11 protein-coding genes are annotated in these 13,752 nt (G+C 73.2%); 5 read left to right on the top strand and 6 right to left on the bottom strand.

Annotated features, from left to right (window positions below; translation table 11 throughout):
• Positions 1–44: 44 nt before the first annotated feature.
• The 5 genes from ACFFR3_RS38285 to ACFFR3_RS38305 all read left to right on the top strand — a co-directional run bounded on the left by ACFFR3_RS38285 (position 45) and on the right by ACFFR3_RS38305 (position 7,836).
• Positions 45–2,426: a GcvT family protein gene (locus tag ACFFR3_RS38285; RefSeq protein ID WP_379484719.1), complete on the top strand. Its 2,382-nt coding sequence runs from the start codon at positions 45–47 to the stop codon at positions 2,424–2,426.
• On the top strand, positions 2,423–3,625 hold the full coding sequence (locus tag ACFFR3_RS38290; RefSeq protein ID WP_379484720.1) for a sarcosine oxidase subunit beta family protein: 1,203 nt from the start codon (positions 2,423–2,425) through the stop codon (positions 3,623–3,625). Before ACFFR3_RS38285 ends, ACFFR3_RS38290 begins: the two co-directional genes overlap by 4 nt.
• The gene (locus ACFFR3_RS38295; protein WP_345398961.1) at positions 3,625–3,867 is read left to right on the top strand and encodes a sarcosine oxidase subunit delta; all 243 of its coding nucleotides are present in this window, start codon (positions 3,625–3,627) and stop codon (positions 3,865–3,867) included. Before ACFFR3_RS38290 ends, ACFFR3_RS38295 begins: the two co-directional genes overlap by 1 nt.
• The gene (locus ACFFR3_RS38300; RefSeq protein ID WP_379484721.1) at positions 3,864–7,103 is read left to right on the top strand and encodes a 2Fe-2S iron-sulfur cluster-binding protein; all 3,240 of its coding nucleotides are present in this window, start codon (positions 3,864–3,866) and stop codon (positions 7,101–7,103) included. The genes ACFFR3_RS38295 and ACFFR3_RS38300 overlap by 4 nt, the downstream gene beginning before the upstream one ends.
• A 61-nt stretch (positions 7,104–7,164) precedes the next feature.
• On the top strand, positions 7,165–7,836 hold the full coding sequence (locus ACFFR3_RS38305; RefSeq protein WP_345398976.1) for an HNH endonuclease family protein: 672 nt from the start codon (positions 7,165–7,167) through the stop codon (positions 7,834–7,836).
• Between the two features lie 60 nt (positions 7,837–7,896).
• Here ACFFR3_RS38305 and ACFFR3_RS38310 read toward each other — a convergent pair whose 3' ends face one another.
• The 6 genes from ACFFR3_RS38310 to ACFFR3_RS38335 all read right to left on the bottom strand — a co-directional run bounded on the left by ACFFR3_RS38310 (position 7,897) and on the right by ACFFR3_RS38335 (position 13,749).
• Positions 7,897–8,250 (bottom strand): PepSY domain-containing protein, encoded by a 354-nt coding sequence (locus ACFFR3_RS38310; RefSeq protein WP_379484722.1) that lies wholly within the window; start codon positions 8,248–8,250, stop codon positions 7,897–7,899.
• Positions 8,251–8,317: 67 nt separating this feature from the next.
• On the bottom strand, positions 8,318–9,556 hold the full coding sequence (locus ACFFR3_RS38315) for a sensor histidine kinase (RefSeq protein ID WP_345398982.1): 1,239 nt from the start codon (positions 9,554–9,556) through the stop codon (positions 8,318–8,320).
• Positions 9,553–10,230 carry a response regulator transcription factor gene (locus ACFFR3_RS38320; RefSeq protein WP_345398985.1) on the bottom strand — a complete coding sequence of 226 codons (678 nt, stop codon included), beginning with the start codon at positions 10,228–10,230 and terminating at the stop codon, positions 9,553–9,555. The genes ACFFR3_RS38315 and ACFFR3_RS38320 overlap by 4 nt, the downstream gene beginning before the upstream one ends.
• Before the next feature lie 382 nt (positions 10,231–10,612).
• On the bottom strand, positions 10,613–11,497 hold the full coding sequence (locus ACFFR3_RS38325; RefSeq protein ID WP_379484723.1) for a hypothetical protein: 885 nt from the start codon (positions 11,495–11,497) through the stop codon (positions 10,613–10,615).
• 77 nt (positions 11,498–11,574) lie between these two features.
• Positions 11,575–13,476 carry a hypothetical protein gene (locus tag ACFFR3_RS38330; RefSeq protein WP_379484724.1) on the bottom strand — a complete coding sequence of 634 codons (1,902 nt, stop codon included), beginning with the start codon at positions 13,474–13,476 and terminating at the stop codon, positions 11,575–11,577.
• 60 nt (positions 13,477–13,536) lie between these two features.
• A complete protein-coding gene (locus ACFFR3_RS38335) occupies positions 13,537–13,749 on the bottom strand; it encodes a DUF2277 domain-containing protein (RefSeq protein WP_345398997.1) in 213 nt (70 codons plus the stop codon).
• Between the last annotated feature and the right edge of the window lie 3 nt (positions 13,750–13,752).

The following is a 13,752-nucleotide window of genomic DNA, read 5'->3' on the forward strand; positions in this document are numbered from 1 at the left end:
GTAGTGCGGTGCGTGTTGCGTCATAAGGAACAACCGGAGGCACCATGAGCCGACCGCGTACGGTGATCGTGGGAGCGGGCATCGTCGGCTGCGCCCTCGCCGACGAGCTCACCGAGCGGGGGTGGACGGACGTCACCGTGGTCGACCAGGGCCCGCTCTTCGCCGCGGGCGGCTCCAGCTCCCACGCCCCCGGCCTGGTCTTCCAGACCAACCCGTCGAAGACGATGACCGAGTTCGCCGCCTACACGGTCAGGAAGTACACCGCGCTCGGCGCGGACTGCTTCCGCCAGGTCGGCGGCCTGGAGCTGGCCACCACCCCAGAACGCTGGACCGACCTGCACCGCAAGCTCGGCTGGGCCGAGTCGTGGGGCGTCGAGGCGCGGCTGCTCGACCCCGGCGAGTGCGCGCAGCTGTGGCCGCTGCTCGACGAGGACAAGGTGCTCGGCGGCTTCCACGTGCCCTCCGACGGGCTCGCGACGGCGGTCGCGTGCGGCGAGCGGCAGGCGGCGCGGGCCACCGAGCGCGGCGCCAGGTTCCTGGGCGGGCACACGGTCGTGGGCATCGACCAGCGCGGCGGCCGGGTGACCGGCGTCGCCGTCGTGGTGGAGGGCGAGCACCGGACGATCCCCGCCGACGTGGTGGTGTGCGCGGCCGGCTTCTGGGGGCCGACGGTCGGCGCGATGGCCGGGCTGAGCGTGCCGCTGCTGCCGCTGGCCCACCAGTACGCGAAGTCGGGCCCCCTCGGCGCCCTGCGACCTGGCCCGATCCTCCGCCACCAGGACCGCGACCTCTACTTCCGGCAGCACGGCGACCGCATCGGCATCGGCTCCTACTCCCACCGCCCGATGCCGGTCACCCAGGACGAGATCGGCCCGCGAGGCACCACGATGCCGTCGGTGCAGGCGTTCACCGAGGAGGACTTCGACCCCGCCTGGCGCGACGCGGTGGAGCTGCTGCCCGCCCTGGCCGAGTCCAAGTACGAGGACGGCATCAACGGCGTCTTCTCCTTCACCCCCGACGGCTTCCCGCTGATCGGCGAGGCGCCGCACCTCGACGGGTTCTGGCTGGCCGAGGCCGTCTGGGTGACCCACTCGGCCGGCGTCGCGCGGGCGGTGGCCGAGGTGCTGGTGGACGGGCGCTCCGAGATCGATCTGCACGAGTGCGAGCTGGGCAGGTTCGAGCAGGCGCAGCTGTCGCCGGCGTTCGTCGAGGAGCGCGGCAAGCAGAACTTCGTCGAGGTGTACGACGTCATCCACCCCCTCCAGCCGATGGAGTCGCCGCGCCCGCTGCGGACGAGCCCGTTCCACGTGCGGCAGCGGGAGCTGGGCGGGTTCTTCCTGGAGGCGGCGGGGTGGGAGCGGCCGCACTGGTACGCGGCCAACGAGGGCCTGCCCAGGGCGGCCACCGGCGCCGAGCTGCGGGACGCGTGGGCGAGCCGCTACTGGTCGCCGATCGCGGCGGGCGAGTCGCTGGCCACCAGGGAGGGCGTCGCGCTGTACGACATGACGCCGCTCAAGCGCATCGAGGTCAGCGGTCCTGGCTCGGCGGCGTTCCTGCAGCGCATGACCACGAACAACGTGGACAGGAAGCCCGGCTCCGTCACGTACACGCTGCTGCTCGACGCCAAGGGCGGCATCCGCTCCGACCTCACCGTGGCCAGGCTCGACGAGCACACCTTCCAGGTCGGCGCCAACGGCAACCTCGACCTCGAATGGCTGACCAGGCACGCGCCGGGCGGCGTACGCGTGCGCGACCTGACGCCGGGCACCTGCTGCGTCGGCGTGTGGGGGCCGCGCGCCAGGGAGCTGGTGCAGCCGCTGACCGACATGGACCTCTCGCACGAGGGCCTGCGCTACTTCGGCTGCCGGCAGGGCCACATCGGGCACGTGCCGGTGCTGGCGCTGCGCGTGTCGTACGTGGGGGAGCTGGGCTGGGAGCTCTACACCAGCGCCGACATGGGGCTGAAGCTCTGGGACACGCTGTGGGCGCCGGGCCTCGCGGTGGCGGGGGGCCGGGCCGCGTTCAACAGCCTGCGGCTGGAGAAGGGCTACCGGCTGTGGGGCGTGGACATGACGAGCGAGCACACCCCGTACGAGGCGGGGCTGGGCTTCGCGGTCAAGCAGGACAAGGACTTCATCGGCCGCGACGCGCTCGACGCCGACGTCACCCGCAAGCTGGTGCCGCTGCTCAGCGCCGAGGTCGTCATGGGCAAGGAGCCGGTCAGGCACGGCGGCCGCACGGTCGGCTACGTCACCAGCGCCGCCTACGGCCACACGATCGAGCGTCCCATCGCCTACGCCTGGCTGCCCGCGGAGCTGGCCCAACCCGGGACACAGGTGGAAATTTCCTACTTCGGCCGCCGCGTCCCCGCGGAGGTCGCCGCCGAGCCCCTGTACGACCCCGGGATGGAGAAGATCCGACGTTGACCCACCCCGACTTCCTCTGGCGCAACCCCGACCCCAAGCCCGCCTACGACGTCGTCATCGTCGGCGGCGGCGGCCACGGCCTGGCCACCGCGTACTACCTGGCCAGGAACCACGGCCTGACGAACGTCGCCGTCCTGGAGCGCGGCTGGCTGGCCGGCGGCAACATGGCGCGCAACACCACGATCATCCGCTCCAACTACCTGTGGGACGAGAGCGCCGCCATCTACGAGCACTCGCTCAAGCTGTGGGAGGGGCTGAGCGCGGAGCTGGACTACGACCTGCAGTTCAGCCAGCGCGGCGTGCTCAACCTCGCGCACAACCAGGGCGACGTGCGCGAGGGCCGGCGCCGGGTCAACGCCAACCGGCTCAACGGCGTGGACGCCGAATGGCTCGACCCCGACGAGGTCAAGAAGTTCTGCCCGGTCATCAACGTCTCCCAGCGGGCCCGCTACCCCGTCATGGGGGCCACGCTGCAGCGGCGCGGCGGCATCGCCAAGCACGACCACGTGGCATGGGCGCTGGCCCGCAAGGCGGACGCGTACGGCGTGGACCTGATCCAGGGCTGCGAGGTCACCGGGTTCGAGATCACCGGCGGCCGGGTCGTCGGCGTCGAGACCTCGCGCGGCAGGATCGCCGCGGGCAAGGTCGCGCTGGCCGCCGCCGGGCACACCTCGGTGCTCGCCGCGCGGGCCGGGCTGCGGCTGCCGCTGCAGTCGCATCCGCTCCAGGCGCTCGTGTCGGAGCTGCTGGAGCCGGTGCTCGACTGCGTGGTGATGTCGAACGCGGTGCACGTGTACGTCAGCCAGGCCCACAAGGGCGAACTGGTCATGGGGGCGGGGATCGACGCGTACACCTCGTACGGGCAGCGCGGCGGCGTCCATGTGATCGAGGCGCAGATGGCGGCGGCCCTGGAGCTGTTCCCCATCTTCAGCCGGGTGCGCGTGCTGCGCACCTGGGCCGGCATCGTGGACGTCTCGCCCGACGCCTCCCCGATCATCGGCCGCACGCCCGTCGAGGGCCTGTACGTCAACGCCGGCTGGGGCACCGGCGGCTTCAAGGCCACCCCCGGCTCCGGCTGGGTCTACGCCGACACGCTCGCCAACGACCGCCCGCACCCGCTGGCGGAGCCGTTCGCGCTTGAGAGGTTCACGACGGGGGCGCTCATCGACGAGCACGGCGCGGCGGCGGTGGCGCACTGATGCTGCTCATCGACTGCCCGCACTGCGGCCCCCGCGACGAGACCGAGTTCCACTACGGCGGCCAGGCCGGCGTCGCCCACCCGGCCGGCGAGACGTCCGACGCCGAGTGGGCCGACTACGTCTTCTTCCGCGACAACCCCAAGGGCTGGTTCCGGGAGCGCTGGTTCCACGTGCACGGCTGCCGGACCTGGTTCGACGTCGAGCGGCACACCGTCACCCACGAGATCAGGAAACCCATATGAGGTTCACGTTCGACGGCCGCCCGCTGCGGGGCGAGCCGGGTGACACGCTGGCCGCCGCCCTGCTGCGCAACGGCGTACGCGTGGTGGGCCGCAGCGTGACCCTCGGCCGGCCGCGCGGCGTCTTCACCGCGGGCCCCGAGGAGCCGAACGCGCTCGTCCGCGTCGGCCCCGACCCGATGCTGGCCGCCACCACGGTCGAGCTGTACGACGGCCTGGAGGCGTGGAGCCTGCGCGGCAAGGGCCGGGTGGACCCGCACGCCGTGGACGAACGCCGCTGCGACAAGGGCTACCTGCACTGCGACGTGCTCGTGGTGGGCGGCGGTCCCGCCGGGCTCGCCGCCGCGAGCGCCGCGGGACGGCTGGGCGCGCGGGTGATCCTGGTGGACGACCAGCCGCGTCTCGGCGGCGACCTGCTCAACGGGCGGCTGCTGCTCGACGACGCGCCCGCGCTCGACTGGGTGGCCGGGCTCGACCTGCCGGGCCGGGTGCTCACGCGGACGACCGCCGTCGGCTACTACGACCACAACTACGTGGTGGCGGTGGAGCGGCGGGCGCGCGGCGAGCGGCTGTGGCACATCAGGGCCCGCCGGGTGGTGCTGGCCACGGGCGCGCACGAGCGCTCGGTCGCCTTCCCCGGCAACGACCGTCCCGGGGTGATGCTCGCCTCGGCGGCCCGCGCCTACGCCAACCGGTACGGGGTCGCGCCCTGGCGGCGGGCGGTCGTCTTCGCCTGCGCAGACTCCGGCCACGAGGCGGCGGCCGACCTGGCGGCGGCCGGGGTGGAGGTCGTCGAGGTCGTCGATCCCCGCCGCGACGGGCAGGTGGTGACCGGCACGACCGGCGACGCCGAAGGCGTGCTCAAGGGTGTGCTGATCGGCTCCCGGCACGTCGAGGCGGACCTGCTGGCCGTGGCCGGCGGCTGGAACCCGGCCGTGCACCTGTTCAGCCAGTCGCAGGGGCGGGCCAGGTTCGACGAGGAGCTGCAGGCGTTCGTGCCGGGCACGTCCGCGCAGGCCGAGCGGTCGGCGGGGGCGTGCAGGGGCCTGTACGGCACCCGCGACGCCATCGCCGACGGCCACGCGGCGGGCACGGAAGCGGCGGAACTGGCACTCGCCGGCAGCGGCGCCGACGGCGCGAGCGGGTTCGGCGCGAGCCGGACCGAGGCGCGCGGGCAGGACGCTGGCGGGCTCGGCGCTGGCGGGCTCCGCGCGGGCAGGCTCGGCGCGGGCAGGCTTGGCGCGGGCAGGCGGGGCGGCGGCCGTGAGGAGTTGCGGGTTCCTGAGTGCGACGAGCGGCCGATCGCGCCGCCGGCCGCTCTGTGGCTGGTCGAGGGCGACGGCGGCGAGCCGGCGTTCGCGGACCTGCACCGCGACGTGACCGTGGCCGACCTCGCCAGGGCCACCGGCACCGGCATGCGCTCGGTCGAGCACGTCAAGCGCTACACCACCGCGGGCACCGGCGCCGACCAGGGCAAGACGTCGGGCGCGGTCGTGGTGGGCGTCATGTCGGCGCTGCTCGGCGCCGCGCCGGGCCAGGTGGGCACGACCACGTTCCGCCCGCCGTACACGCCGGTGTCGTTCGCCACGCTCGCGGGACGCGACAGGGGCGAGCTGTCCGACCCGGTCAGGACCACCGCCATGCACGACGCGCACGTGGCGCGCGGCGCCGTGTTCGAGGACGTCGGCCAGTGGAAGCGCCCCTGGTACTTCCCCCACGACGGCGAGTCGATGGAGGACGCCGTGCGGCGCGAGTGCCGCGCGGCCCGCACGGACGTGGCCGCCATGGACGCCTCCACGCTCGGCAAGATCGACATCAGGGGCGCGGACGCCGGGACGTTCCTCGACCGCGTCTACACCAACATGTACTCGACCCTCCCGGTCGGCGCCTGCCGCTACGGCCTGATGTGCCGGGCGGACGGCATGGTGTTCGACGACGGCACCACGACCAGGCTCGCCGACGACCACTACCTGATGACCACGACGACGGGCAACGCCGCCGCGGTGTTCGACTGGCTGGAGGAGTGGCGCCAGACGGAGTGGCCTGACCTGGACGTGTCGTTCACCTCGGTCACCGACCACTGGGCGACGGTCGCCGTGGTCGGGCCGCACGCCGGGCGGGTGCTCGCGGCCGTCGCGCCGGGGGCGGTGGATCTGGCGTTCATGCGGTACGCGGCCGTCGACGTGCTGGGCGTGCCGGGGCGGGTGTTCAGGATCAGCTTCTCGGGCGAGCTGGCGTACGAGGTGAACGTGCCGTGGGCGTACGGGCGGGCGCTGTGGGAGGCGGTGCTGGAGCTGGGCGCGGTGCCGTACGGGACCGAGACCATGCACGTGCTGCGTGCCGAGAAGGGCTTCGCGATCGTCGGCCAGGAGACCGACGGCACGGTCACCCCGCAGGACCTCGGCATGTCGTGGATCGTCTCCAAGCGCAAGCCCGACTTCGTCGGCAAGCGCTCGCACGCCAGGCCCGACACCGCGCGGCAGGACCGCAAGCGCCTGGTCGGCCTGCTGCCCGACGACCCCGCCGCGCGGGTGGACGAGGGCGCGCAGCTCGTGGCGGCCGGGCGATCGCCGGACGGCGTGGTGCCGATGCTCGGTCACGTCACCTCCAGCTATCACAGCGAGGCGCTGGGCCGTACCTTCTGCCTGGCGCTGGCCAGGGAGGCGGCGCCGGGCGACCGGCTGACCGCGGTGTCAGGGGGCGCGGCGCTGCCCGTGACGGTCGTGGAGCCGGTCTTCTACGACCCCGGCAACGCCCGCCGCGACGGCGAGCCGCTGCCGGCCGGGACGGTCAGGCCGCTCACCGGGGCGCAGGCGGAGAGCCCGGCCGCCGCCTTCGCCGCGCGCTTCGCGGCGGCGAGCGGGGAGCGGGTGCGGCTGCGCGAGGTGGCGTTCGAGCCGATGTGGGAGGTCAGGGGCGCGGATCCGGGGGCGGGGCTGCGGCTGGGGCCGTCCTGGTGGCTCGTGGCGGGGGACGCGACGCCGGGGCCTGCCTGGGTGGAGGTGTCGGGGCAGCGTACGGTGCTGGAGCTGGCGGGCCCGGCGGCCGATGAGGTGCTGATCACCGGCTGCCCGATCGACCTGCACCCGTCGGCCTTCGCCGGGCACGCCCAGACCCTGCTGGGCAAGGCGCCGGTGATCCTGGAACGGCGGGCGCCCGATACGTACCGGATCTACGTGAGATCGTCTTTCGCCAGCTATCTGGCGGAGTGGCTGGTCGATGCCGTAGAGGCGTTATAACGACATACCGGGGAATTACCTAGACTTTACGAGGTTTTTGAGCGAAGTCTGGGGAGCAAGCGTGCGCGTACGGGCGTTCATGGCCGGCCTGGCCACGGTGACGATGCTGGCCGGGTGCGGCGGACTGGAGGCCCGGTCGAGCGGCGGGGTCTCGGACGCGAAGCCCGACTCCGCCGCGGTCGCCGACGCGAAGAAGAAGCTCGGCGAGCTGGAGGTCAAGGGCCGCGCGCCCAAGACCGGCTTCGACCGCGACAAGTTCGGCCCGGCCTGGTCCGACGTCGACCGCAACGGCTGCGACACCCGTAACGACATCCTCAAGCGCGACATGGAGGACGAGACGTTCAAGTCGGGCACCCATGACTGCATCGTGCTGACCGGCACCCTGAACGACCCGTACAGCGGCAAGACCATCGAGTTCGAGCGCGGCCAGAAAACCAGCAGCATGGTCCAGATCGACCACCTGGTGCCGTTGTCGGACGCCTGGCAGAAGGGCGCCCAGCAGTGGTCGGCGACCAAGCGCAAGGAGTTCGCCAACGACCCGCTGAACCTGCTCGCCGTGGACGGCCCGCTGAACGGCCAGAAGAGCGACTCCGACGCGGCCACCTGGCTGCCGCCGCGCAAGGCGTACCGGTGCGCCTACATCGCCCGCCAGATCGACGTGAAAGCGAAATACGGGGTCTGGGTGACCTCGGCGGAGAAGGACGCCATGAAGGGCATCCTGGACTCCTGCTGACCGCATGAGCGCGCCGGCCCACCGTGGGGGTGAGCCGGCGCCACAGGAAGGTGCGGAGGATCAGTCGTCGTCGTTGTCGTCCTGGTCGTCCTGGTCGTCGTTGTCGTCCACCTGGGACTTGGTGACCTTGCCCGAGGCGGCGTCCACCTTCACCTCGTGCCGCTGGGAGCCCTTGACCAGCTCCAGCTCCCAGACGTCGGCGGCGGTGCCGTTGCGGTCGAAGTCGAGCTCGCTGACCCAGGCGCCCGGCACCTGCTGGTGCGCGATCTCGATGGCCTGCTCGGCGGTGACCTTGGGTGCGGCGGGTGCGGCGGCCTCGGCCGCGGTCGCGGCGGTGGCGTACGCCGCGCCACCGCACGCGATCAGGGAGACGACACCGGCACCGGCCACGAGAAGCTTCTTTGTGATTCGCATGCCCCTACCAAACCGCGACCCCCGGTAACCGCGCGCTAAACGGTGGTTAAGGCGGCGAGAAGACACTTCAGGGGGCGCCGAGGAGCAGCTCGACGCGGGCGCCGCCGCGATCTCCGGTGGCGACGGTCAGGCCGCCGCCCGTCGACTCCGCGGTGCGGCGGGCGATGTCGAGGCCCAGGCCGGTCGAGCCGGCGCCGCTGGTGCCGCGCTCAAGGAGGGCCGGTTCGAAGCCGGGGCCCGTGTCCTCGACGGTGAGCAGGGCGCCGGGCGGGTGCGGGCGCAGGCGTACGGACATCGCGACGCCCTCAGGGGTGTGGGCGAAGACGTTGCCGAGCAGGGCGTCCACGCACGCGGCCAACTCCTCGGCGCCCACCGCCACCGGCAGCGGGCCGTCCGGCAACGTGACCGTGACCTCGCGTCCCTGGTCCTCGGCCAGCACCGACCAGAAGCGCACCCGCTCGCCCACCACGGCCGCCGCGTCGCACGACTCGCGGCCGGCGGTGCGGCGGCGGGCCTCGGTGATGACGGCGCTCACCGCGCGCTCCAGCGCGTCCACGCGGGCCTGGACGCGGGCCGCCTCCTCCGGGTCGCGCAGCGACTCGGCGTCCAGCCGCAGGCCGGTCAGGGGCGTGCGGAGCCGGTGCGACAGGTCGGCGACGGACTCCCGCTCGGCGGCCAGCAGCTCGTCGATGCGTCCTGCGAGGTGGTTGAGCGCGAGCGCGACCGAGCGCACCTCGGGCGGCCCGCCCGGCTCGGCCCGCGCCGTCAGGTCGCCGCCGGCGAGCCGGTGGGAGACCCCGGCCAGGCCGTCCACGGGCCGGGTGACGGCCAGCGCCAGCCGGTCGGCCAGCACGATGCCGAGCACCACCAGACCGAGCCCGATCAGCAGCAGCGCCAGCCACGCCTCCCGCACGCCGCGCCCCAGCTCGTCATCGGGCACGAACACCCTGATCACCGCGGTCCCGCCGGGCGACTGCGCCGAGACCAGCACCTCCCTGCCGCCTGGCGCGGCGGCGGTGACGCTGCGGCCGGTCGCGGCCAGGCGGACCGCGTCGGAGCGGCGGGCCGGCGAGCCGACGGTGGTGCCGTCGGGCAGGAACACGGTCACGGGACGCGACACCTGCTCGACCGTCAGCGGCAGGTCGGGCGCGCCGACCGCGACGGCGACCGACTCGGCGGCGGCGGTGGCCCTGCTCATCGCGCCGTTCTCGGCCACGGCGCGGATCAGCAGCGCCATCGGCACCAGCAGCGCGATGAGCACGAGCGAGGTGGTGGCCGCGACGAGCAGCGCCAGCCAGCGCCTCACGACGGCTCGACCAGCTTGACGCCGACGCCGCGCACGGTGTGCAGGAAGCGCGGCTCGGCCGCGGTCTCGCCCAGCTTCCTGCGCAGCCACGACAGGTGCACGTCCACGGTCTTGTCGGCGCCCCCGTACGGCAGCTGCCACACCTCGGTCAGCAGCTCCCGCTTGGTGACCACCTCGCCGGGCCGGGCCGCGAGGTAGTGCAGCACGTCGAACTCGCGCGGCGTCAGGTCGAGCGGCGTGCCGTCGAGCGTCGCCGTACGGGCTCGCGGATCGACCCGCAGCGCGCCCACCGCCAGCGGTTCGGGGGCGGAGCCGCCCGCGCGCCGCAGCACGGCCCGCACCCGGGCGTCGAGCTGCGCCGCGCTGTACGGCTTGACCACGTAGTCGTCGGCGCCCGCGTCGAGCACGGGCACCATCTCGGCGTCGCCGTCGCGGGCGGTGGCCACGATGACCGGCACCCGGCTGACCGCCCGCAGCATGCGCAGCAGCTCCACGCCGTCGAGGTCGGGCAGCCCGAGGTCGAGCACGATCAGGTCGGGCCGGTCCTGGACGGCCAGCCGCAGCCCGTCCATGGCGGTAGGGGAGGAGGAGACGGCATGGCCGAGCTCCCGCAGCCCCCGGCTCAGCGCCGTACGGATCGCCACGTCGTCCTCGATGAGCAGGATGTCTGCCATACGAAGAACGTAGACGCTTTCCTGCCCTGCCTTGAGCAGCCTTAGCGTCGCCTTAACCTGGCGTTAGCCGGACAGGGGAGAACCTGAGCAGGATGAAGAGACTCGTCGCGGCCTGGGCCGCCACCGCGATCGCCGCCACCGGCGCGGCCGTGGCGGTGCTCGGCCTGCTCGGCAACGGACTGACCGGCTCCGACAGCCACGTGCTCGGCCCCGAGGAGGTGCGCGCGGAACTGGCCACGGCCACCACCCGCGGCGCCGCCACTCCGGCCCCCGCGGCGACGCAGACCGGGCAGAGCCGGCTGATCCGCAGCGCGGGCGGCACGGTGATCGCCTCCTGCGACGGCGGCCTGGTCACGCTGCGCTCGTGGAGCCCGGCCCAGGACTACAAGGTGGACGGCGTCGAGCCGGGGCCTGCGGGTGAGGCGAAGGTGGAGTTCGAGCCGGACGAGGGCGAGGAGGTCGAGCTGACCATCGTCTGCTCGGGCGGCGCCCCCGTCGTACGCGAGCACTGACCAGGCCCCTCGCGCCAGCGGTGACCGGACGTGCGCAGGTGCCGGTACTCCAGCACGGCCAGCGTCAGGGACGAGGCGACCCCGCACAGGTTGAGCGTCAGCCACAGCCAGAACGGCACGCCCTTCGGGTCGCCCTCGCTCAGCTCCAGACCGGTGACCAGCAGCATGACGGCCGTCGTGCCGACCGGCGCGAGCAGCGGGTGCAGCTCGGCGCTCCACAGCCCGGTGCGCGCCGCCCAGTAGAGCGTGCAGCCCCAGAAACACCAGAACCAGAGGAAGAGCAGCGGGGACAGCAGGATGAGGAACAACGTCCCCACCCCGGCGTCCGGGAGCGAGATCGCGACGGTGCCGTCGCCGGCCGCCACCAGCAAGGACCAGGTGACGAACGGCAGCACGACGACCGCCACCGCGAGCCCCGCGCGGGCGAGCAGCCGCCGCGCGCCCGGCATGAGCGTGCCGCGCAGGCCGGGCCGGGTCACGAGCAGCAGGACGACGAACGCCAGCGGCGGCAGGAGCAGCGCGACCACGCCGCTCTGCACGACCTTCAGCCCGAGGCTGCCCGAGACGAACATGATGTGCTGGTAGTTCGACGTCGCGATCACGATCATCACCAGGCCGGTCGCCGACCGCCAGAACGCGAGCCGGTCCAGCAGCCGGTCCTTCTTCCCCGTGCCGACCTCGGGTTTGAACACCTGTCTTGCGAAGAGCCACGGCAGCAGCACGTTGAGGGTGGCACGCCGCTGAGGTGAAATCACTCGGTCCTCCCATGTCAGAAGCCGGGGAACACGGCCACGGTAGGGAGATCACCTTGCGGGCGGCTTGACCGCCGGTGTCAGGGCGCCTCGGCGCTCAGCGCCGACTTCGTCAGCTCGGCCTGGCGGCGGATCTGTCCCATGACGATGGGGTTGACGCCCTTCGCCTGGAACATGGCGACCATCGCGTCCATGACGGCGTTCGCCCTGACGAGGTCGCCCTGCCGCGCCTCGGCCCTGGCCAGGCGGCGCATCGCCAGGTTGAGCGTGATGTTGTCGATGCCGCCCGCGCGGACGACCTGGCCGAGGTGCTCGATGCCCTGCTTGGGGTCGGGCGGCCGGACCCGCAGCCCGCCCGGCGTCAGCTCCTTGAACTCGCGCTCGGCGTTGAGCCCCTTGACCAGCCGGGCGTAGACGGCCAGCGGATGGCCGCCGTGCCGGTTGATGAGCTCGTCCAGCGCCAGGTTGCCGGCGCGCAGCTCGGGCGCGTCGGAGCCGAGCAGCGAGAACAGCTTGCCCTGCTGCTCGCCCAGCATCAGCTCGGCCACCTCGTGGTCGGCGCGGCTCACCGGGAGGCGCACCCTGACCGGGCAGGCGGGGGAGACGATGCGGGAGCCGTCGGCGGCGATGTACCGGGCCCGCACCTGGTACTCGCCTGGCTGCTGGAAGTAATGCCCGTCGCGGCCGTGCCCGACGTACGCGCTGCGGTACATCGCCGGGTTGCCCGCATCGAGCCTGACGTCCGTCGAGCCGTCCACGCAGTGCCGCATCATCGGCCGGTACAGCACGGTCGAGCCGTCCGGCCGGGTGATCGAGACCTGGGTGAACTCGGTGTCGGGGTGCAGGTGGCCGTGCGTGGTCACCGGCTCGCCCGCGCACGACAGCTTCAGCTCGACCACGACGGGCTCGCCCAGCTCGAACGACTCCTTGGCGCGCAGCTCCAGCCGTAACCCGGAGTGGTCCTCGACCGGCCGTTCGAAGGGGTCGATCTCGGCGGCGCCCCGGCCGAAGGCGTTCGCGCCCATGGCGACGTCGCGGTAGAAGCCGTGCCGCAGGTGCACCAGTTCGGCGTCGGTGAACTGGAACGGGAAGGCCGCCCAGTACGCCGGCTCGCCGCCGGGACGGTAGTTCCACGCGTAGTTCATCCACGACAGGTCGCCGAAGCCGCCTTCGGGGCCGAGCGGCTGGGGCGGGCCGGCGAGGTTCTTCTCCCAGGAGTGCAGCAGGTTGAAGGCGTGGCCGAGCTCGTGCACGTACGTGCGCAGCTGCGCCCGCCGCGACTCCGGCGTGTCCCCCTTGATCGCGTCGTAGAAGACCGCGGAGCCCTGCCGCTGGTGGGCGTCGTCGTAGTCGAACATGATGCCCCGGTAACCGCCGACGTGCTTGCCGGCGACCAGCAGCCACACCCGCCAGGCGGGCGCGTCGCCGAACGCGCCGAAGTGCCGGGTCATCGCGTGGTGCAGCTCGGCGTCGTCCCACGCCAGGTCGGCGCCCGACCCCTCGACCGGGATCACCTCGGGCCCGGCCACCCGCAGCTCGACGCCGGCCTCCGCGTACGCCGCCGCCACCGTCAGCTCCCTGTCGGGCGAAGCGGCCGGCCCCGGCAGCGTGCCGGTCCGGTACGACGCGAACGGCACGGACCCGACCACGGAGTCCTGTTCGAGCAGCACGCTGCGGAAGTAGGGGGAGGCGAACACCACCGGGTACGCCCGCCCCGCCACCACCGCGCTGCCCGCCCCGTCGGCGAGCTCGACCCGCACGTCACGGTCGGGCACGTCGAAGGTGAAGTCGCCGCGCCCGTGGATGAGCCCGTCGCGCACGTCGGGGGCGTGCACCACGAACGAGCCCGCGTAGGAGATGGTCGCGCCCGCCACGGTGAACAGGTCACCGCTCACCCGCCCGGTCGGCCGCGGCCCGTCGACGTCGACGCGGAGCGCCAGCCGCGAGTCGCCGTCCTGTCCCTCGTACAACCCGCTGATCATGGGAGCTCCTGGGATCGCTAAGGGGTCATACCGGGACACTGATCCCGTGCGCAGGACCTGTCAACGGCTCCCGCGGACCTGCAGCGCGCCGAGCAGCTCCTCCGACGCCCTGGTGATCGCCTCGACCGCGCGGTCGAACGCCTCCGCGTTGTGCGCCGCGGGTGCGCGGAAGCCGGAGATCTTCCTGACGTACTGCAGCGCGGCCGCCCGCACGTCCTCCTCTGTCACGCTCTCGGTGTACGGCGGGCGGAGGGTCTTGATGCTTCTACACATGTC

This window comes from Nonomuraea salmonea (genome assembly GCF_042428605.1).
GTDB classification, from domain to species: Bacteria; Actinomycetota; Actinomycetes; order Streptosporangiales; family Streptosporangiaceae; genus Nonomuraea; species Nonomuraea salmonea.

Coding starts and splice junctions, on each gene's coding strand:
- ACFFR3_RS38285 (WP_379484719.1), top strand. CDS start 45: ATGAGCCGACCGCGTACGGTGATCGTGGGAGCGGGCATCGTCGGCTGC.
- ACFFR3_RS38295 (WP_345398961.1), top strand. CDS start 3,625: ATGCTGCTCATCGACTGCCCGCACTGCGGCCCCCGCGACGAGACCGAG.
- ACFFR3_RS38300 (WP_379484721.1), top strand. CDS start 3,864: ATGAGGTTCACGTTCGACGGCCGCCCGCTGCGGGGCGAGCCGGGTGAC.
- ACFFR3_RS38310 (WP_379484722.1), bottom strand. CDS start 8,250: ATGCGAATCACAAAGAAGCTTCTCGTGGCCGGTGCCGGTGTCGTCTCC.
- ACFFR3_RS38320 (WP_345398985.1), bottom strand. CDS start 10,230: ATGGCAGACATCCTGCTCATCGAGGACGACGTGGCGATCCGTACGGCG.
- ACFFR3_RS38330 (WP_379484724.1), bottom strand. CDS start 13,476: ATGATCAGCGGGTTGTACGAGGGACAGGACGGCGACTCGCGGCTGGCG.
- ACFFR3_RS38335 (WP_345398997.1), bottom strand. CDS start 13,749: ATGTGTAGAAGCATCAAGACCCTCCGCCCGCCGTACACCGAGAGCGTG.